At 69.7% G+C, this 17,125-nt stretch carries 23 protein-coding genes; 6 read left to right on the forward strand and 17 right to left on the reverse strand.

All coding sequences use genetic code 11. The annotated features are described in order from the left end of the window. The 3 genes from BM360_RS05160 to BM360_RS19510 are packed head-to-tail and all read left to right on the forward strand — an operon-like array spanning position 1 to position 1,638. Entirely contained in the window at positions 1-921 is a 921-nt protein-coding gene (locus BM360_RS05160) for a pirin family protein (protein WP_093311755.1), read from the forward strand. A 10-nt stretch (positions 922-931) separates the two neighbouring features. Continuing rightward, positions 932-1,444 carry an OsmC family protein gene (locus tag BM360_RS05165; RefSeq protein WP_093311757.1) on the forward strand — a complete coding sequence of 171 codons (513 nt, stop codon included), beginning with the start codon at positions 932-934 and terminating at the stop codon, positions 1,442-1,444. Between the two features lie 35 nt (positions 1,445-1,479). After that, the gene (locus BM360_RS19510; protein ID WP_165611208.1) at positions 1,480-1,638 is read left to right on the forward strand and encodes a hypothetical protein; all 159 of its coding nucleotides are present in this window, start codon (positions 1,480-1,482) and stop codon (positions 1,636-1,638) included. A 1-nt stretch (position 1,639) separates the two neighbouring features. On the opposite strand, the gene BM360_RS05175 is transcribed toward BM360_RS19510, so the two are convergent. The 3 genes from BM360_RS05175 to BM360_RS05185 all read right to left on the reverse strand — a co-directional run bounded on the left by BM360_RS05175 (position 1,640) and on the right by BM360_RS05185 (position 3,595). Continuing rightward, positions 1,640-2,146, reverse strand: a complete 507-nt coding sequence (locus BM360_RS05175; protein WP_093311762.1) for a DUF6438 domain-containing protein — start codon at positions 2,144-2,146, stop codon at positions 1,640-1,642. After that, positions 2,143-2,571, reverse strand: coding sequence for a hypothetical protein (locus BM360_RS05180; protein ID WP_131819184.1), 429 nt, complete (start codon positions 2,569-2,571; stop codon positions 2,143-2,145). The genes BM360_RS05175 and BM360_RS05180 overlap by 4 nt, the downstream gene beginning before the upstream one ends. A gap of 94 nt (positions 2,572-2,665) precedes the next feature. Then, positions 2,666-3,595, reverse strand: coding sequence for a LysR family transcriptional regulator (locus BM360_RS05185; protein WP_093311768.1), 930 nt, complete (start codon positions 3,593-3,595; stop codon positions 2,666-2,668). Between the two features lie 115 nt (positions 3,596-3,710). Between BM360_RS05185 and BM360_RS05190 the strand changes: the two genes are divergently transcribed. After that, positions 3,711-4,409, forward strand: coding sequence for a pirin family protein (locus BM360_RS05190; protein WP_093311772.1), 699 nt, complete (start codon positions 3,711-3,713; stop codon positions 4,407-4,409). 80 nt (positions 4,410-4,489) lie between these two features. Next, the gene (locus BM360_RS05195) at positions 4,490-6,076 is read left to right on the forward strand and encodes a peptide chain release factor 3 (protein ID WP_093311775.1); all 1,587 of its coding nucleotides are present in this window, start codon (positions 4,490-4,492) and stop codon (positions 6,074-6,076) included. 9 nt (positions 6,077-6,085) lie between these two features. Here the strand turns inward: BM360_RS05195 and BM360_RS05200 are convergent, their stop codons facing one another. Beyond that, a complete protein-coding gene (locus tag BM360_RS05200; protein ID WP_093311778.1) occupies positions 6,086-6,436 on the reverse strand; it encodes a PilZ domain-containing protein in 351 nt (116 codons plus the stop codon). Positions 6,437-6,682: 246 nt separating this feature from the next. On the opposite strand from BM360_RS05200, the gene ada reads away from it, so the two are divergent. After that, a complete protein-coding gene (gene ada, locus BM360_RS05205; protein WP_093311782.1) occupies positions 6,683-7,735 on the forward strand; it encodes a bifunctional DNA-binding transcriptional regulator/O6-methylguanine-DNA methyltransferase Ada in 1,053 nt (350 codons plus the stop codon). A gap of 20 nt (positions 7,736-7,755) precedes the next feature. On the opposite strand, the gene BM360_RS05210 is transcribed toward ada, so the two are convergent. The 13 genes from BM360_RS05210 to rpsP form a co-directional block, all read right to left on the reverse strand. Next, positions 7,756-7,944 carry a DUF6961 family protein gene (locus tag BM360_RS05210; RefSeq protein ID WP_093311785.1) on the reverse strand — a complete coding sequence of 63 codons (189 nt, stop codon included), beginning with the start codon at positions 7,942-7,944 and terminating at the stop codon, positions 7,756-7,758. A gap of 115 nt (positions 7,945-8,059) precedes the next feature. Next, positions 8,060-8,344, reverse strand: a complete 285-nt coding sequence (locus BM360_RS05215) for a hypothetical protein (RefSeq protein ID WP_165611209.1) — start codon at positions 8,342-8,344, stop codon at positions 8,060-8,062. A gap of 147 nt (positions 8,345-8,491) precedes the next feature. Beyond that, the gene (gene queE / locus BM360_RS05220; protein ID WP_093311791.1) at positions 8,492-9,139 is read right to left on the reverse strand and encodes a 7-carboxy-7-deazaguanine synthase; all 648 of its coding nucleotides are present in this window, start codon (positions 9,137-9,139) and stop codon (positions 8,492-8,494) included. Further along, entirely contained in the window at positions 9,139-9,831 is a 693-nt protein-coding gene (gene queC / locus BM360_RS05225; protein ID WP_093311794.1) for a 7-cyano-7-deazaguanine synthase QueC, read from the reverse strand. The genes queE and queC overlap by 1 nt, the downstream gene beginning before the upstream one ends. Positions 9,832-10,042: 211 nt before the next feature. Then, entirely contained in the window at positions 10,043-10,465 is a 423-nt protein-coding gene (locus tag BM360_RS05230; RefSeq protein WP_093311796.1) for a DUF3617 domain-containing protein, read from the reverse strand. 218 nt (positions 10,466-10,683) lie between these two features. Next, positions 10,684-11,622 (reverse strand): Hsp33 family molecular chaperone HslO, encoded by a 939-nt coding sequence (gene hslO, locus BM360_RS05235; protein ID WP_242653324.1) that lies wholly within the window; start codon positions 11,620-11,622, stop codon positions 10,684-10,686. An 86-nt stretch (positions 11,623-11,708) separates the two neighbouring features. After that, positions 11,709-13,871, reverse strand: a complete 2,163-nt coding sequence (locus BM360_RS05240; RefSeq protein WP_242653325.1) for a S9 family peptidase — start codon at positions 13,869-13,871, stop codon at positions 11,709-11,711. A gap of 282 nt (positions 13,872-14,153) precedes the next feature. Then, positions 14,154-14,528: a 50S ribosomal protein L19 gene (gene rplS / locus BM360_RS05245; RefSeq protein WP_093311802.1), complete on the reverse strand. Its 375-nt coding sequence runs from the start codon at positions 14,526-14,528 to the stop codon at positions 14,154-14,156. A 4-nt stretch (positions 14,529-14,532) separates the two neighbouring features. Then, complete coding sequence (gene trmD / locus BM360_RS05250; RefSeq protein WP_093311805.1) at positions 14,533-15,261, reverse strand: tRNA (guanosine(37)-N1)-methyltransferase TrmD; 729 nt, start codon at positions 15,259-15,261, stop codon at positions 14,533-14,535. Continuing rightward, a complete protein-coding gene (locus BM360_RS05255; RefSeq protein WP_093311808.1) occupies positions 15,258-15,632 on the reverse strand; it encodes a type II toxin-antitoxin system VapC family toxin in 375 nt (124 codons plus the stop codon). Before BM360_RS05255 ends, trmD begins: the two co-directional genes overlap by 4 nt. Then, positions 15,629-15,895 carry an AbrB/MazE/SpoVT family DNA-binding domain-containing protein gene (locus tag BM360_RS05260; protein WP_093311813.1) on the reverse strand — a complete coding sequence of 89 codons (267 nt, stop codon included), beginning with the start codon at positions 15,893-15,895 and terminating at the stop codon, positions 15,629-15,631. The genes BM360_RS05255 and BM360_RS05260 overlap by 4 nt, the downstream gene beginning before the upstream one ends. Positions 15,896-15,984: 89 nt before the next feature. After that, positions 15,985-16,503: a ribosome maturation factor RimM gene (gene rimM / locus BM360_RS05265; protein ID WP_278247393.1), complete on the reverse strand. Its 519-nt coding sequence runs from the start codon at positions 16,501-16,503 to the stop codon at positions 15,985-15,987. A gap of 180 nt (positions 16,504-16,683) precedes the next feature. Then, a complete protein-coding gene (rpsP, locus tag BM360_RS05270) occupies positions 16,684-17,067 on the reverse strand; it encodes a 30S ribosomal protein S16 (RefSeq protein ID WP_093311818.1) in 384 nt (127 codons plus the stop codon). Positions 17,068-17,125 lie beyond the last annotated feature (58 nt).

Raw genomic sequence — 17,125 nt, forward strand, 5'->3', positions numbered from 1 at the left:
ATGACCGTCCGTTCCAGCCCGCACGCCGCCGTCGACACGATCATCCTGCCGCCCGTCCGTGATCTGGGCGATGGCTTCAAGGTGCGCCGCGCCTTGCCCAGCGCGCACCGCCGCATGGTCGGCCCGTTCATCTTCTTCGACCAGATGGGCCCTGCCGCTTTCTCCTCGGGCGAGGGGCTCGACGTGCGGCCGCACCCGCATATCGGCCTCGCCACCGTCACCTATCTGCTGGAGGGCGAGATCCTTCACCGCGACAGCGTCGGCTCCGTCCAGGCGATCCGCCCGGGCGAGGTCAACTGGATGACGGCAGGCGCGGGGATCGTCCATTCGGAGCGGACCGGTGCCGCTTTGCGCGCCAGTGGCGGCCGCCTGGCCGGCCTTCAGGCCTGGGTCGCGCTGCCCGCCGCGCAGGAGGAGGCCGCCCCCGCCTTCGCCCATTATGCGGCGGATCGCATCCCGACGATCAAGGATGCGGGCGTGCGCCTGACGCTGATCGCCGGCCGCCATGACGGCCTCGCTTCCCCGGTCGAGACGCTGTCCGACATGGTCTATGCCGACATCGCCCTCTCCCCCGGCGCACGCTACCAGCTGCGCGCCGGCCATATCGAGCGCGCCATCTACGTCGTCGAGGGCCAGGTTGCCGCCGACGGCCAGACCGGCGCCTTCGCCGCTGGCGAGCTGGTCGTCTTCAAGCCCGGTGCCGAGATCCTGCTGTCGAGCGAGCGTGGCGCGCGGCTGATGCTGATCGGCGGCGAACCCTTCCCCGAAAAGCGTTTCATCGAATGGAACTTCGTCTCCAGCCGGCCCGAGCGGATCGAGCAGGCCAAGGCCGACTGGCGGGCGCAGCGCTTCGCCCCGGTGCCGGAGGAGACCGATTTCATCCCCCTGCCGCCCGATCCCCGCCCCGTCCGCTACCCCTGAAGGACCTGCCATGACCGACACCGAACCCATGATGGATGAGGCGATTGCGGAGGATAGCGGCGCCGGCACGTTCCAGACGTGCATCCGCACCGCCGGGATCGAACTGCTCGCCGACGAACCCGTCGCCGCGGGCGGCCTCGGTTCCGGGCCGACGCCGTACCAGCTGCTCGCCTCCGCGCTCGCCGCCTGCACCACGATGACGGTGCGGCTTTATGCCACGCACAAGGGCTGGCCGGTGCGGCGCATCCACACCGCCGTCGGCCATGATCGCGATGCGAAGGCGTCGCCGCCCGATCTGTTCACCCGCCGGATCGAGATTGACGGCGATCTCGATCCCGATCAGCGCGCGCGGTTGCTGGAGGTGGCGGATCGCTGCCCCGTTCACCGCACGCTGACCGCCGGTGCCCGCGTCGAGACCAGCGCAGGCCGCAGCCCCGCTCCTGCCCAACACGCCACCGCCCATGCCGTCGACATGGAGGCGCTGATCGCCGTCGGCCGCGGCTCGTTCGATTTCGTGCAATGACGCGCGGCCGCTCCCACCCGCAGCCGCAAACCGGCATGGCGGTCCTGCTCGCCATTTCGCTGATCGCGCTGGTGGCGGCGCTCGCCGCCGGTCACGCCTTCGAGGATGTGCTGCTCGGCATCATGGCCGGCGGCGTGACCGCGATTACCTCGGTCGCGCTGCTCCAGGGGCTGGGCGTGCGCTGCGAAGGCTGATCTAGCCGCGCGACTCGCCCGGCCGGGTCGTCTGCTTCGCCAGGTTCTCGATGCCGAGCCGCTTGGGCAGGTCACGCAGCACGGCGTCCAGCTCATGCCCCGGCCCGGACGGGCAGCCACCCTGATGCGTCGCCGTCGCCTGGCCCGCCGCATCGCTCCAGCGGATCGTGTAGCTCGGCGTGTCCGCCAGCGCCGCGTCGCACGGCACGCGCGCTTCCGTGCCCGGCTGCGGCCGGAACGGCGCCAGATCGCGATCCAGCGCGCGATAGGCATCCGCCCCCGCCTCGCGCTGCTGCACGCCGAGCAAAGCGGTGTGGCGACGGCCGGTGAAGGTCACCGTGCCGTCCGCCTCGATCGCCGCATCGAACACCGGGCAGAAACCGAAACACGGGCCCACCGCCACCTCGATCGTGCCGAGCGCGGCATGTCCCGCATCCACCCTGCCCGGCTGGGCCGCGCAGGCGCAGAGCGCGAGCAGCACCGCGCCGACCAGCGCCCGGCCGCTCACTTGGCCGCTCCGCGCAGGCCGGCCGGCAGCATATAGGCCGGGCAGTAGCGATAGGTCGCAGCCGGGCCCCGGGTCCGCACGGCGAAGGTCAGCGCATCCGCCACCGTCACCGTCTGGCGCTCCGTCACCCGCGGCGCCGGTCCGGCCCCCGCGTCGATGCACGACTGGCTGACGGTGTAGCGATTGCCCTTGCGCGCCAGCACGCGCGCGCGGCAGGCGCGGCTGTGCGCATCGGCGATGCCGCGACCGTCATAGCGGCGTATGGCTGCATTCGGCGCATCGCCGCATGCGACGCCCTGCCGCACATAGATGCCGGGCTTCAGCCGATAGACCCCACCCGGCGGCGGCGACGTATCGACGCTGGCCGCGGCCGGCAGCGTCGCCGCGAGTGCTGCAAGCGTGAAGCCCCATCGGAATGCATTCATGCGCGTCATGTCCTGTCCCAACATCGCCCGAAGCCAGCATCGCCGGGCAGGAGGATGGACGGAGCCGCCCCGCCGCAGCCTTGATCCCGCCTGCTCAGACGTCCGACGCGCCGGGCAGGTCGGCATCGTCGCGGCCGAGCTCCACCAGCTTGTCGAGCAGCCATGTCGCCGCGGGGCCCGGCGGCCGATCGCGCCGCCACACCGCGCAGAAGCGATACATGCCGCCCGGATCGTCCGGCATGATCAGCCGCTTCAGCGTGCCCGCCATCAGGTCCGGCTCGATCAGCGGCAGCGGCATGTTGCCCCAGCCAATGCCCTCGCGCAGCAACTGGTGCTTGGCGCCGAGATCGGCCAGCCGCCATGTCCTGGGGCTCATCACCGCAAAGTCGCGCCCCTCGGTCACCGGCGAGCGATCCGTCAGCACCAGCTGGACATGCCCGCGCCCGGCCCCCGGCGGGATCGGGTCGCTGAGCGCCAGCGGATGATCGGGCGCCGCCACCGGCACCATCGCGACGCACCCCGCCGCGCGCGCGTCGAGCCCGCTGATGCTCGCCGCCAGCGGGCCGGACAGGCCGATCTCCGCCTTGCCCTCCAGCACCAGCGACGCCACCGCACCCAGCGCCTCGACATGCAGGCGCAGCGTCACCGTCGGGAAGGCCGCGGCGAAGGCGCGCAGCACCTCGCCCAGCCGACGCGCGGGCAGCATCACGTCGACGGCGAGGTTCACCTCCGCCTCCAGCCCGTCGAGCAGGCCCTTCACCTTGGCCTTCAGCCCGTCGATCCCGCTGGAGACGGTGCGCGCCTCCGCCAGCACCGCGCGGCCCGCCTCGGTCAGCGTCGGCCGCCTCGTGCCCTCCCGGTCGAACAGCGGCAGGCCCAGCTGCGCCTCCAGATTGGCAATGCCGTAGCTGATCACCGACACCGCCCGGTTCAGCCGCCGCCCGGCGGCGGCGAAGCTGCCCGTATCCACCACCGCCAGTAAGATGCGCAGCTGGTCGAAAGTGGGCGTGCCCGGCTCGCTCATTCAACTTCCTCGAACGTTCCGGCCAAGTTTATCCGGCTGAACGGATAAGTCGAGCGCGCCTACATGGGTGCCAACAGCCGGCGACCCCACCCACCCGGCCCCCAGGAGACGCACCATGATCGACCTTCGCCCGTTCAGCAGCCTCGGTGGCGAGAATCACGGATGGCTCGATGCCAAGCATCATTTCTCCTTCGCCAATTATCACGATCCCGCCCGCACCAGCTGGGGCAACCTGCGCGTGTGGAACGATGACGTGATCGCGCCCAACACCGGCTTCCCGCCGCACCCGCACCGCGACATGGAGATCATCACCTATGTCCGCGAAGGCGCGATCAGCCACGCCGACAATCTCGGCAATAGCGGCCGCACCGAGGCGGGCGACGTGCAGGTGATGAGCGCGGGCACCGGCATCGCCCATTCCGAATGGAACAAGGAGGATGTTGAGACCCGGATCTTCCAGATCTGGATCATCCCCACCCGCACCGGCGAAAAGCCGAGCTGGGGCGCACGGCCCTTTCCCAAGGGCGAGCGGGCGGGCCAGTTCGTCACCCTCGCCTCCGGTTTCGACGGCGACGGCGATGCGCTGCCGATCCGCACCGATGCGCGCGTCGTCGCCGCCACGCTGAAGGCGGGCGAGAGCGCGGATTATCCGATCGGCTCGGATCGGCGTGCCTATCTCGTCCCCGCGACCGGCGCGGTGGAAATCGAAGGCGTGCGGGTCAACGCCCGTGACGGCGCCGCCATCCGCGATGTGGAGACGATCCGCGTCACGGCACTGGAGGATAGCGAACTCGTCCTCGTCGACGCCGCCTGAGCCGCACATCAGTGGGCCGAATCGCAAGATCCGGCCCGCATCCCGCTGGCGGCTGAGCCGTTCCAAGGGTAAGCGCGCGCATGGCTTCCCGTCCGACCACGCGGCCCGACCGCCGCACCTTCGCGATCATCTCCCACCCCGACGCCGGCAAGACGACGTTGACGGAGAAGCTGCTGCTGTTCGGCGGCGCGATCCGTGCGGCCGGCGAGGTCAAGGCCCGCGGCGCCGCGAGGCGGGCCCGCTCCGACTGGATGAAGATCGAGCAGCAGCGCGGCATCTCCGTCACCTCCTCGGTGATGACGTTCGAGCGCGAGGGGCTTACCTTCAACCTGCTCGACACGCCGGGCCACGAGGATTTCTCCGAAGACACGTATCGCACGCTCACCGCGGTCGATTCCGCCGTCATGGTGATCGACGCCGCCCGCGGCATCGAGGCGCAGACGCGCAAGCTGTTCGAGGTGTGCCGCCTGCGCTCGGTGCCGATCATCACCTTCATCAACAAGGTCGATCGCGAGGGCCGCTCGCCGTTCGAGCTGATCGACGAGGTGGCCGATCAGCTCGCGCTCGACGTGTCGCCGATGAACTGGCCGATCGGCATGGGCGGCCAGTTCGAGGGCCTCTACAGCCTCGAGCGGTGCGACGTGCAGCGCCCCTCGGGCGAGGCGGACCGCAGCTATGACGGCGACGTCACCGCGACCACCGGCCTCGACGACGCCAGGCTCGACACGCTCATCTCGGCACAGGCCGCCGCACAGCTGCGCGAGGATGCGGAGCTGGCGGGCGCCGGCTATGCCGCGTTCGACGAAGTGGCCTATCAGAACGGCGATCTCACCCCCGTCTTCTTCGGCTCGGCGCTGAAGGATTTCGGCGTCGCCGACCTGATCGACGCGCTCGCCCGCTTCGCCCCCTCCCCGCGCCCGCAGCCGGCCGAACCCGCGCCCGTCAGCCCGGACGATCCCGCCGTCACCGGCTTCATCTTCAAGGTGCAGGCCAACATGAACCCGATGCACCGCGACCGCGTCGCCTTCATGCGGCTCTGCTCGGGCAAGTTCCGCCGCGGCATGAAGCTCAACCAGGTCGGCACGGGCAAGGCGATCGCCGTCCACTCGCCCATCCTGTTCTTCGCGCAGAACCGCGAAACGGCGGAGGAGGCATTCCCCGGCGACATCATCGGCATCCCGAACCACGGCACGCTGCGCGTCGGCGATACGCTGACCGACGGCCCCGCCCGCACCATCACCGGCCTGCCCAATTTCGCGCCCGAGCAGCTGCGCCGCGTCGTCCTCAAGGATCCGACCAAGACCAAGCAGTTGCGGAAAGCGCTCGACGATCTCGCCGAAGAGGGGATCATCCAGGTCTTCTACCCGGAGGTGGGCGGCCAGTGGATCGTCGGCGTCGTCGGCCAGCTCCAGCTCGAAGTGCTGATCTCCCGGCTTGAGGTCGAATACAAGGTCGATGCGATGCTGGAGCCGTCGCCGTGGAACACCGCGCGCTGGATCGCGGGCGAAGCGGACGTGCTCAAGACCTTCATCGCCGATCACCGCGCCGCCATCGCCACCGATCGCGACGGCCGCGCCGTGTTCATGGCGAAGGACAATTGGGAGCTGTCCTACGTGGAGGAGCGCAATCGCTCGCTCCGCTTCTCCGCCACCAAGGAGCGTGCCTGACCGATCAGGTCACGCCCCGCCCGCCAGCACGCGGTCGAACTCCTCGTCGGTGAAGGGCGCGAAGAATTCGCCGGCGACGCTCGCGCCCTCCAGCCGCACGACGCGGAAATGCTTGGTCCGGCCACCCGGAAACAGCATGCGCGCAACCGCGCCGACGGGCAGCGCCTGCGGCAGGTCGGCACGAAAACCGCTGACCGACAGGTCGCGGACGGTGGCGTGCAGCGTCGTGCCCGTCGCGCTCAGCACCGCCACCTCCAGCTCCGCACGATAGCGTTCGGCCCGTGTCGACACCGTCCGCAGCGTCGGCTCGCGCACGCCCAGGCGACCGAACCGCTTGATCCGATCCCGCGCCGACATCATGCGACGTGCCCCTGCCCCCATTGCTCCAACTCCCGGTGCGGCAGGCTGCCGCAAGTGTCATACAGCATCGAAGCCACGCGGAAGTTCTACCAAATCGTTCTTAAACCAGCGTTGCGGCGCCGCATCCTTTATCTGAAAACTCCATGTTTTCACCAGGCGCGCCGGATTGCACCGCAAGCTTCGGGAAGCGCGCCGATCCTCCGCCGGCTACGTCCGCTCTCCAGACCATGCTAGAGGGTAGAGACGATGCCGATCGACATCCCGGACGATCCCCGCTGGGCCGCGATCCTCGCCCGCGATGCCACGGCGGACGGTCGTTTCTGGTATTCGGTCGCGACGACGCGCGTCTATTGCCGCCCCTCCTGCCCGTCGCGGCATGCCCGCCTTGCCAACGTCCGCCTGCACGACACGTTGGCGGACGCGCGTGCCTCAGGCGCGCGGGCCTGCCGTCGCTGCAACCCCGATGGCCTGTCGCGCGAGGCGGAGGATGCGCTGCTCATCGAGCGCGCCTGCCGCATGATCGAGGCGGCCGAAGCGCCGATCTCGCTCGCCCAGCTGGCTGACAGCGTGCAGCTCAGCCCGGCTTACTTCCACCGCATGTTCAGGGCCGCGACCGGCGTCACCCCCAGGCAGTTCGCGCTCGCCGCCCGAGCAGCGCGCGCGCGTACCGCCCTGGAAGGCGGCGCCAGCGTCACTGCGGCCATCCACGATGCCGGCTATGGCTCCAGCAGCCGCTTCTACGATGGGGCCGCGAACCGGCTCGGCATGGCGCCCGCCCGCTACCGCGCCGGGGGCAGCGGTGAGACGCTACACTTCGCCATCGGCCTCTGCTCGCTCGGCTCCATCCTCGTCGCCATGAGTGCGACGGGTGTCGCTGCCATCCTGCTGGGTGACGATCCGCACGCGCTGGTTGAGGATCTGCAACGCCGCTTCCCCCGGGCCGATCTGGTCGGCGGCGACGCCGCGTTCGAGGCGCATGTCGCCGCGGTGATCGGCCATGTCGAGGCGCCCGGCACCGCTTTGGCCCTGCCGCTCGACATACGCGGCACCGCCTTCCAGCAGCGTGTCTGGGCAGCCCTCATCCGCATCCCGCCCGGCCGAACTTCATCCTATGCGGAGGTGGCCGCCGCCATCGGCCTGCCCGCCGCGACCCGTGCCGTCGCCGCCGCCTGTGCAGCGAACCGTCACGCCGTCGCCATCCCGTGCCACCGCGTCGTTCGCACCGACGGCGGCCTCTCCGGCTATCGCTGGGGAGTGGAGCGCAAGCGCAGGCTGATCGAGCGGGAACAGGCGGGATAAGCCCCGTCCGTCCGCTCAGGTCAGGCGACGCCGCTGCCTGCCACCAGCCTCGCCACCGCTTGCGCCACAGCCCTGTAACGCTCGGCCCCCGCCGCATCGCCGATGCTCGCCAGATAGCCGATCCGATCCGCCACCCAGATCGGCGTGAAATCCCCCAGCGCTGATTCGATACGCAGCGCCTCTGCCCACAGCTCCGGATCGATGGTCATCGCATCCCCGCCTTGTGCTCTTGCCACCCGGACGCAGCCCGCCTGACGACATACCGCCCGACTCACCAGAGTTTTAACCCAAAACGGACCAAATCGCCACCCGCTCAGCCGCCGATCAGCGCTTTCTGGGCGCGCTGGCGTCCGGATCGACATCGAACAGGCGGAGGCCGGTTTCGTCGCAAAAGGCGCGCACTTCGCGCAGCCGCCGCAGCATATCGTCCATCATCGCCTCTGCCATGGCGCGCGCCACCTCCTCCACCCGAGCAGCGGGCAATTGGCTCAGCACCATCGCGGTCGTCAGGCTGAGCGCTTCCAGCGTGCCGGTGATGTCCAGGGATCGCACGCCTTCACGCTGCACGAGGCCACCCTCACGAACGGCTTGCAGGAGCGCACTCGCCAACAGATTGCGATCTACACGATCCGCCCCCTGCACGCTCCAAGTCTCCGACAATTTCGTAGACAAGAGAAGGTGGAGCCTTCGTCGCCTCACAAGTCAAGATGCGACGCGTCCACTTTCGCTGCGCAGGACACAGCCCAGACGACTGGATTAGCGCAGACCGACCAGCTTGTGCGTCTGCACGGACAATCGCCAGCGCGGATGCGTCAGGACGAACTTGATTGCGCTATTTCTCGTGTCCACCGCCGAATTGCCGTCCATCGGCTGGATCAGCAGGTGCGTGAAGTCCCACGCTTCCATCGCCTTGAAGTCGACGCCCGGCTGCGGCCACACCAGCTTCAACTCGTCGCCGGAACGCTGCACCACCTCGTTGCCCGCCTTCGGGCTGACGCAGATCCAGTCGATGCCGTCCGGCACGGGGCGCGTGCCGTTGGTCTCGATCGCCAGTTCGAAGCCGCGCGCCTTCAATGCGGCGATCAGCGCTTCGTCCACCTGCAACGTCGGCTCGCCGCCCGTCAGCACGGCAAACGGCGGTGCTCCCGGCTCCTCCAGCCACTCGCCCCACAGGCCGAGAGCCGCGTCCGCCAGCGCGCCGCCATCGGCATAGCGACCGCCGCCGTCGCCATCGGTGCCGACGAAGTCGGTATCGCAGAAGGTGCAATCCGCCCCGGCACGGTCCTGCTCGCGGCCCGACCACAGGTTGCAGCCGGCGAAGCGGATGAACACCGCGCGTCGGCCCGCCTGCAGCCCCTCGCCCTGCAACGTCAGGAACATCTCCTTGACGGCATAGCCCGCCATCAGGCCGGCCCGACCGCATAGCGCGTCGGATCGACCACGCCCGCCTCGACGAAGCCGCGCGATCTGAGGCGGCAGCTGTCGCACAGGCCGCAATGCAGGTCGCCCGGCGCCGGATCGTAGCAGGACCAGCTCATGCCCGCGTCCAGCCCCAGCCGCGCCGCCTCGCGGACGATGTCCGCCTTGGTCATCGCGACCAGCGGCGCATGGACGCGGAAGCGATCGCCCTCCGTGCCGGCCTTCGTCGCCACCGCCGCCAACGCCTCGAACGCATCGATGAATTCGCGGCGGCAATCGGGATAGCCCGAATAATCCAGCGCATTGATGCCGAGGAACAGGTCGCGCGCCCCCGTCGCCTCCGCCCAGCCGAGCGCGAGGCTGAGGAAGATGGTATTGCGCGCGGGCACGTAGGTGACGGGAATGTCGTCCTTCAGACCATCCTTCGGCACATCGATGTCGGCGGTCAGCGCCGATCCACCGAAGGCGGTAAGGTCAACCGGCAGGATCACGTGCCGCTCCGCCCCCAGCGCCGCCGCCAGCCGCCGCGCCGCGTCCAGCTCCACCTTGTGGCGCTGGTTATAGTCGATGGTCAGCGCCATCAGGCGGAAGCCGCGCTCCCGCGCCAGCGCCGCCACGGTCATCGAATCGAGGCCGCCGGAAAGGAGCACGACGGCAGCAGGAGAAGTCTGGGTCACGCGCGCAGAGCTAGGACGTGCTGCACTGCGGCGCAAGGCACGCAGCCTGCGCAAGGGCCGGATAAAGAAGGGGCCGCGCCGGGGCGAAACATCGCCTCCGCGCGGCCCGAGCGGCCCGTCGCCAGGCCGGTGGAGTCACCCGAGACCGGCGCTAGCGCATCAGCGGTAAACCGCCGCTGAACGGCTGTCCACCGCGGGGCATGGAATGCGATCAGCGGACCATCGAGGTGCGCGTGGCGCCGCCGCACGCGCCGGTCCGCCGTGCCTCGGCGACATAGGCGAATGGCGCATTGTCGGCGATGCCCTGCGTGTCGATCCGCACCGACGTGGCGGATGCGGCGCGCACCGTCGTGCGGCCCCAGCCGGCGCCGGGGCAGCTATAATGCACCACCGCCTTGCCGCCCGCATCGGACAGCACCATCCGCGCACAGGACGATGCTGCGTGGCGCACCTGCGTCAGCGCCGCCGGATCGGCCAGGCAGATATTCTGCACCGGCTCCCCTTCCGCGCGCACCTGCCACAGGCCCGGCTCCACCTTGCCCAGCGCCGACACGGCCGGCCCGCGGGCGGAGGCTGCCGCCCCGGCAGCGGCACAGAAAATGGCGGCGCAAAGCATCGCGCGACGCATCGGCATGACGAACGTTTCCCTGTCTGGCAGCGCGGGAACCCGCCCGCGCCCAACCTGTCGCGGCCCGATCCGGCATGGGCCGGACACATCGGCGCCGCGCAGTCCCTATAGCACAGAGCCACCCTGATGGCGATGGCGGACCCGTAACGGTGCCTGCATTCCGGTCGAAAATGCCGCCGCCTTCGTCGGCTCGTCGGTCACGGCCGCAGCTTCGTCGCCCGGGTTCAATCGAAGCGGGTGAGCGGGATCCGGTAGGTCGATGCGCAGAACTCGCAATCCACCAGGATGTCGCCCGCTTCGTCCGCCATCTCGGCGCGTTCTTCCTCGGGGAAGCGCGCCAGCACCTGCGCGAAATGCTCCGGATCGCAGCGGCAGCGATGGCTGAGCGGCACCGCGGGCAGCACGCGCACCTCCTGCTCGTTGAACAGCCGCCAGATCAGCCCGTCGAGCGGCAATGCCGGGTCCGACAGCTCACCGCCGCGCACCGTCTGCGCCAGCGCCGCCGCCGCCTCCCACTCGGGGTGGTCGAGCCGCGTGTGCAGCCGCTCGCGCCCTTCCTCGCCCTCGGGCAGGTGCTGCACCAGCAGCCCGCCCGCGACATGCGCGCCCCGCGCCCCCGCCAGCCCGACGCGGACGAGGCTCGGCAGCTGCTCGGACTGCGCGAAATAGCTTTCCACCGCCTCTGCCAGGCTGGCACCCTCCAGCGGCACGATGCCCTGGTATCGCTCGCCCGTCGTCGCCAGGTCGAAGGTGATGGCAAGGTAGCCCGTGCCGAACAGGTCGGCGAGGATCGGGTCCGCCGGCAGGCTGCCCAGCCGCTCGGGATCGTGGCGGACATAGCCGCGCATCACGCCCGCCCGGTAATCGCACACCAGCAGGTCCACCGCGCCATTCTCGGTCTGCGCCTGCAGCGTCAGCTGCCCCGCCTCGTCCTTCAGGGTCGAGCCGAGCAGCGCGGTGACGGTCAGCGCCTCCGCCAGCACCCGCTCCAGCGCCGGCGGATAATCATGGTGCGCGAGGATCTGGTCGAGCACGCTCGACAGCCGCACCGCGCGGCCGCGGACGTGCAGCGACGGGATCAGGAAGCCCAGCGCGCTGTCCACCTCGCCGGCGAACGCCACGCCCTCGCCATTGCCGTCCACCCGGCCCAACCCGTCCGCCACGCGCCCGCTCCTCGATGCTGAGGAGGGGAGATAGGGAGGCAACGGCGATCTCGCCACCACCCCCCGTGCTCGTCAGTCGAGCGCGGTCACTTGCCCTTCACCGTCCGGTCCAGGAACCGCTCGATCGTCCCCCACACATGCACCTGCGCGGCAGCACCCGAAATGGAGTGCGTCTTGCCCGGATAGACCATCGCCTCGAACGGGCGCCGCTCCGCCTGCAACTTGGCGAACAAGGCCGTCGAATGCTCGAACACGACATTGTCGTCCGCCATGCCGTGGATCACCATCAGCGGATCGGTGATCTTCACCGCATCGTCCAGCGCATTGGCCTTGGCATAGACCTTCGGCAGCTTGGTGGGATCGCCCAGATAACGCTCGGTATAAGCGGTGTCGTACAGCTCCCACCGCGTCACCGGCGCCACCGACGCGCCCGCCGCATAGGCGCCCGGCGCAGCCTCCAGCAGCTTCAGCGTCATGTAGCCGCCATAGGACCAGCCCATCACCGCCACCTTGTCGGCATCGACATAAGGCTGCGCCTTCAGCCACTTGAGGCCCGCCAGCTGGTCCGCCACCTCCGCGCCGCCCGCCGCGCGGAAGATCGGCGCGTCGAAGGCGGTGCCGCGATAGCCGGTGCCCCGATTGTCGATGGTGAAGACGATCCAGCCCTTCGACGCCATATAGTCGAGCACCAGCGTCCGCCGCCCCCATTGCCGCAGCACGTCCTGCCCGTGCGGCCCGCCATATGCATAGACGAACACCGGATATTTCCTGCCCGGCTCGCGCACCGGGCTCGTCATCCGCCAGTGCAGCGTCTGCCCGTCCGCCGCCTTGAGCGTGCCGTAGCGCGTCTCGGGCAGGCGGAAGGCGGCGAGCGGGTGGCTGCCCTCCACCCGGTTCTCGCTCACCCACGCGGTGCGCTTGCCCGCGCCATCCGCCAGATAGACCTGCGGCGGCTGCGCCTCGCTCGATCGCTTGATCAGCAGGTGGCGGCCACCGCGATCCACCGACGGCACATTGACGAAGCCGGCCTCGGTCAGCCGCACAGGCTCCCCCTTGCCGTCCAGCGATGCGGCGTAGAGGTGCCGCTCGATCGGCGTGTCCTTGGTCGCGGTGAACAGGATGCGCCCGCCCGCCTCGTCCACCGCCTCGATCTCGGTCACGTCCCAGTCGCCGCGCGTGATCTGCGCGAACCTGCCGCCCTGCCAGCGATAGAGATGCGTGTGCCCGCTCCGCGCCGAAGCCCAGATCAGGCTGCCATCCTTCAGCACGCGCAGATTGTTCTCGAGCAGGTCGATCCACGTCTTGGACGTTTCGCTGAACAGGATGCGCGTCCGTCCCGTCACCGGGTCCGCCGCCAGCAGGTCGAGCCGCTGCTGATCGCGCGACAGCCGCTGGACGTAGAGCGTCCGGCCATCCGCCGCCCAGTCCACCCGCGCCAGATAGAAGTCCGGGTCCGCGCCCAGATCCACCTTGACCTGCTTCGCGCTCGCCGGATCGAGGATGTAGAGATCCACCGTCGCATTCGGCGTGCCCGCACGCGGATAGCGCTGCTGGACGAGGGTCGTCCCCTCCGCGCCGATCGCCGCGCGCGTCACCTCCAGCACCTTCGACTCGTCCGATCGCTGCACCGCGACGCGAGCGTCGTCGGGCGACCACCAGCTGCCGACGCTACGATCCAGCTCCTCCTGCGCGACGAACTCCGCCGTGCCCCAGCTGAGCGCCCCGCCGCCGCCCTGCGTCAGCTGCTGCTCGCGCCCGGTGCGCAGATCATAGGCGAACAGATTCTGATCACGCACGAACGAGACATAGCGCCCGCCTTCGCTCACCTGCGCGTCCACCTCGGTCTGCGGCGTCGCGGTCAGCCGGCGCGTTTTGCCGTCCAGCGTCGCGAGATAGAGGTCGCCGTCCAGCGGCACGAGCAGGCTCTGCCCGTCGGGCGCCCAGCCATAGCTGACGATGCCCGTCCGCCCGCCGACGCGCGCCCGCTCACGCCGCATCTTCTCCTCTTCGGAAAGCGCCGCGCCCGAGCCGATCGCCTTGCTGTCCACCAGCATCCGCTGCGCGCCGGTGGCGGTGTCGATCAGCCACAGGTCGTAACGGTCGATATCGTCCGCCCGGTTCTTCAGCTGCGCGGCATAGCGCCCGTCGGGCGACAGCTTCAGCTCGACCGGGCTCGGCCCGCTCAGATCCGGGCTGGCGAAGATGCGGTCGAGCGTCAGCGGCTGCTGCGCGAGGGCGGGGACCGCCATCGCTGCCAGCATCGCCGCGCTCGCTCTCAGCCCGTCATGCCGAACTCGTTTCAGCATCCACCGCGCGGCAAGACCAGCGGCCGCCGGGATGCGCCGTCCGGTGGCCCCTGAAACCCGTCCGGTGGCCCCTGAAACAAGGTCAGGGTGACGACGAGGAAAACGAGCGGACATAGTCTCTCCGGATACTTGATGCCCCCCTCCTGCCCCCGGCCCCGCCTACACGCAAGAAGGGCGCCGGAGCGGACCCGCCCCGACGCCCTTCAGGCAACCTTGCGGTGGAGCTTACTCGCCCGCGCGCGGATCGCGACGCTCGGCGATACGCGCCGACTTGCCGCGGCGGCCACGCAGATAATAGAGCTTCGCGCGCCGCACGACGCCCTTGCGCACCACCTCGATCGTGTCGATGTTCGGCGAATAGAGCGGGAAGACGCGCTCGACGCCCTCGCCGAAGCTGATCTTGCGCACGGTGAACGAGGAGCCCATGCCCTTGTTCGCGCGGGCGATGCACACGCCCTCGTAATTCTGCACGCGGGTGCGCTCACCCTCGACCACCTTCACGCCGACCTTCAGCGTATCGCCGGGGCGGAATTCGGGAATCGCGCGCTTGGCGGTCAGCGCCTGGATGGCTTCCGCCTCGAGAGTCTGGATGAGGTTCATCTCATCAATCCTTCTGTCCGTGCCGCGCACCAGAGGGCGACTGGACCCGAGCCCCGACATGGCGCTCCCACAGGTCCGGCCGCCTTAGCCGTGTCTCATCCTCGGCCATGGCTTTTCGCCACGCCGCGATGCGCGCATGATCCCCCGATCGCAGCACTTCGGGAATCGTGCGCCCCTCCCATTCGACTGGTCGGGTATAATGCGGATATTCGAGCAGCCCCATCTCGAAGCTCTCGTCATCCCCGCTTGAAGCGGCGCCCATTACGCCGGGCAGCAGCCGCACGCAAGCGTCCAGCAGCGTCAATGCCGCCATCTCCCCGCCCGACAGCACATAGTCGCCGATGGAGACGAGCTCGATCGGCCGCGCCTCGAACAGCCGCTCGTCCATGCCCTCGAAGCGGCCGCACAGGATGATCGCCCCCGGCCCTGCGGCCAGTACGCGCACCCGCTCCTGGACGAGCGGGCGCCCGCGCGGGCTCATCGCGATCAGCGGCCGCGTATCGGCGACCGCATCGATCGCCCGCGCCAGCACGTCCGCCCGCATGACCATCCCCGCGCCGCCGCCTGCCGGCGTATCGTCGACCGAGCGGTGCTTGTCGGTGGCAAAGTCACGGATGTTCACCGCATCCAGCGCCCAGCGCCCCTCGCGCAGCGCCCGCCCCGCCATGGATGCGCCGAGCGGCCCGGGAAACATCTCCGGGTAGAGCGTCAGGATCGTCGCGGAAAAGGTCATGCCGTCCAGGTCTCGACCCGGAGGCCGGGCACGTCGGCGAAGTCGGCGACGTTATCGGTCACGAGCGTCAGGCCCAGCGACAGCGCATGCGCGGCGATCAGGCGGTCATAGCCGCCGCGCCGGAACGGCAGGCCGGCATAGACCGAGGCGGCGGCCTGATCGAACGGAAGCACAGGCACTTCCTCGACGAGCGCCCGCAGTTGCTCCACCGCGGGCGGCTTGTCCCGCGACGAGCCGTACGCGACCTCGGCATAGACGATGGCGGAGGTGACAAGATCACCCTCGTCACACGTGGCGGCACGGCCCACCAGCGCCGCACTGTCGTTCTGCACCAACGCGATCACCGCATTGCTGTCGAGCAGGTATTTCACTCCATCGTGCCACCCGCCCAGTGCAGCGTGCGATCGTCGAACACGCGGTCTCCGGTGCGGACATAATTCAGTCCGGTCGCGGAGCCTGCGACCTTGCCGATGTTGAACTTGCGCTTCGGCCGTTCCGCGCGCTCGAGGCGATAGCCATCGCCATCCTCGACCAGCCGCCACTCTTCGCCGGCCGTCATGCCGACCGACGCCGGCACGCGGAGCGCGATCGAATTGCCCGACTGGAAGCTCTTCATCGTCCACTCGCGACCCATCGCAGCCTCCCGTATACACAAACGTATATACATTGCGATCCGGCGCGTGTCGATGCGGGCGTGCCGCAGCACGGCACCCCGCGCTTGCGTCACGGCACGAAGGCCGCGTCCACCACCACCCGCTCCGCCTCGATCGTCACCGCCTTGGCGACGGGCACCATGAACAGGCCGCCATCCGCCCGCTCGATCTCGACGATATCGCCCGCGCCGAAATCCTCCACCGCGACGACCCGACCGAGAGCCTCGCCCGCATCGCTCACCGCGGGGCGACCGATCAGGTCGGCATGATAATATTCGCCCTCCGCCAGCGGCGGCAGCATGTCACGCGGCACCGTCAGCGACGTTCCGCGAAGCGCCTCCGCCGCGGTCCGGTCGCGCACCTCCGCAAAGCGGGCGACCGCGCCACCATTGACGGGTCGCACCGCTTTCAGCGTCAGCGTCCCGCCGTTGAACGCCGCATAAGCGGACAGATCCTCGGCGAAGACCTTCAGCTTCACCTCGCCGCCGATCCCGTGCGCCCCCGTGACGACGGCGAGGACGACCTCGCCATCGGCCGGCGCGCGGGGCGGCGGCGCGGGCGCGTCAGCCCCGGGGGGCGCCGGCGGCACCGGCGGGGACGTCGTCGCCGCCCTCCGCGGGTTCCTCGGTCGAGACGCCCTGGTTGCTTCCCTTGTCGGGCCGCGGCTCATCGTTGCGCTCGCCCTCGGCCTGATCGGGTTGGGTTGGTGCGGGCATGGCTGTCCTCCTGGTGGTTCACCGGGAGAACGCCTGCCCGCGCCATGAGTGCCTTAGGCCTCGGCCGTCTCGGCCGGCGCCGCAGCCGCCTCGGCCAGCGCGGCCGCCTTGTCGGCCCGCTCCTGCGCGCGCTCCTTGGCCTTTTCGCCGGGCTCCGCCTTCTTTGGGTTGTTGCGCGCCGCACGCTCCTTCACGCCGGCCGCATCGAGGAAGCGGGCGACGCGATCGGTCGGCTGCGCACCGACGGACAGCCAGTGGCGCGCACGCTCGCCGTCCAGCACGACGCGCTTCTCGTCATCCTTGGCGAGGAGCGGGTTGTAGGTGCCCAGCTTCTCGATGAAGCGGCCGTCGCGCGGCGCGCGGCCATCGGCCACGACGATGCGGTAATAAGGACGCTTCTTGGAGCCGCCACGCGACAGACGAAGGGAGAGAGCCATTACGTTACTTCCTTTCTGATACCGATACACTCGCCATCCCAGCGAAAGCTGGAATCTC

The sequence above is a fragment of the Sphingomonas jatrophae genome, from assembly GCF_900113315.1.
Lineage (GTDB): Bacteria > Pseudomonadota > Alphaproteobacteria > Sphingomonadales > Sphingomonadaceae > Sphingomonas_P > Sphingomonas_P jatrophae.

Excerpts from the sequence above, each read along its gene's own strand:
- BM360_RS05200 (WP_093311778.1), bottom strand. The coding sequence starts at position 6,436 with ATGATGTCGGCGCGGGATCGGATCAAGCGGTTCGGTCGCCTGGGCGTG.
- BM360_RS05185 (WP_093311768.1), bottom strand. The coding sequence starts at position 3,595 with ATGAGCGAGCCGGGCACGCCCACTTTCGACCAGCTGCGCATCTTACTG.
- BM360_RS05230 (WP_093311796.1), bottom strand. The coding sequence starts at position 10,465 with ATGCCGATGCGTCGCGCGATGCTTTGCGCCGCCATTTTCTGTGCCGCT.
- BM360_RS05195 (WP_093311775.1), top strand. The coding sequence starts at position 4,490 with ATGGCTTCCCGTCCGACCACGCGGCCCGACCGCCGCACCTTCGCGATC.
- BM360_RS05240 (WP_242653325.1), bottom strand. The coding sequence starts at position 13,871 with ATGGCGGTCCCCGCCCTCGCGCAGCAGCCGCTGACGCTCGACCGCATC.
- rplS (WP_093311802.1), bottom strand. The coding sequence starts at position 14,528 with ATGAACCTCATCCAGACTCTCGAGGCGGAAGCCATCCAGGCGCTGACC.
- BM360_RS05260 (WP_093311813.1), bottom strand. The coding sequence starts at position 15,895 with ATGGGTCGCGAGTGGACGATGAAGAGCTTCCAGTCGGGCAATTCGATC.
- BM360_RS05160 (WP_093311755.1), top strand. The coding sequence starts at position 1 with ATGACCGTCCGTTCCAGCCCGCACGCCGCCGTCGACACGATCATCCTG.
- BM360_RS05190 (WP_093311772.1), top strand. The coding sequence starts at position 3,711 with ATGATCGACCTTCGCCCGTTCAGCAGCCTCGGTGGCGAGAATCACGGA.
- queE (WP_093311791.1), bottom strand. The coding sequence starts at position 9,139 with ATGGCGGGCTATGCCGTCAAGGAGATGTTCCTGACGTTGCAGGGCGAG.
- BM360_RS05180 (WP_131819184.1), bottom strand. The coding sequence starts at position 2,571 with ATGAATGCATTCCGATGGGGCTTCACGCTTGCAGCACTCGCGGCGACG.
- ada (WP_093311782.1), top strand. The coding sequence starts at position 6,683 with ATGCCGATCGACATCCCGGACGATCCCCGCTGGGCCGCGATCCTCGCC.
- BM360_RS05165 (WP_093311757.1), top strand. The coding sequence starts at position 932 with ATGACCGACACCGAACCCATGATGGATGAGGCGATTGCGGAGGATAGC.
- BM360_RS05210 (WP_093311785.1), bottom strand. The coding sequence starts at position 7,944 with ATGACCATCGATCCGGAGCTGTGGGCAGAGGCGCTGCGTATCGAATCA.
- BM360_RS19510 (WP_165611208.1), top strand. The coding sequence starts at position 1,480 with ATGGCGGTCCTGCTCGCCATTTCGCTGATCGCGCTGGTGGCGGCGCTC.
- rpsP (WP_093311818.1), bottom strand. The coding sequence starts at position 17,067 with ATGGCTCTCTCCCTTCGTCTGTCGCGTGGCGGCTCCAAGAAGCGTCCT.
- trmD (WP_093311805.1), bottom strand. The coding sequence starts at position 15,261 with ATGACCTTTTCCGCGACGATCCTGACGCTCTACCCGGAGATGTTTCCC.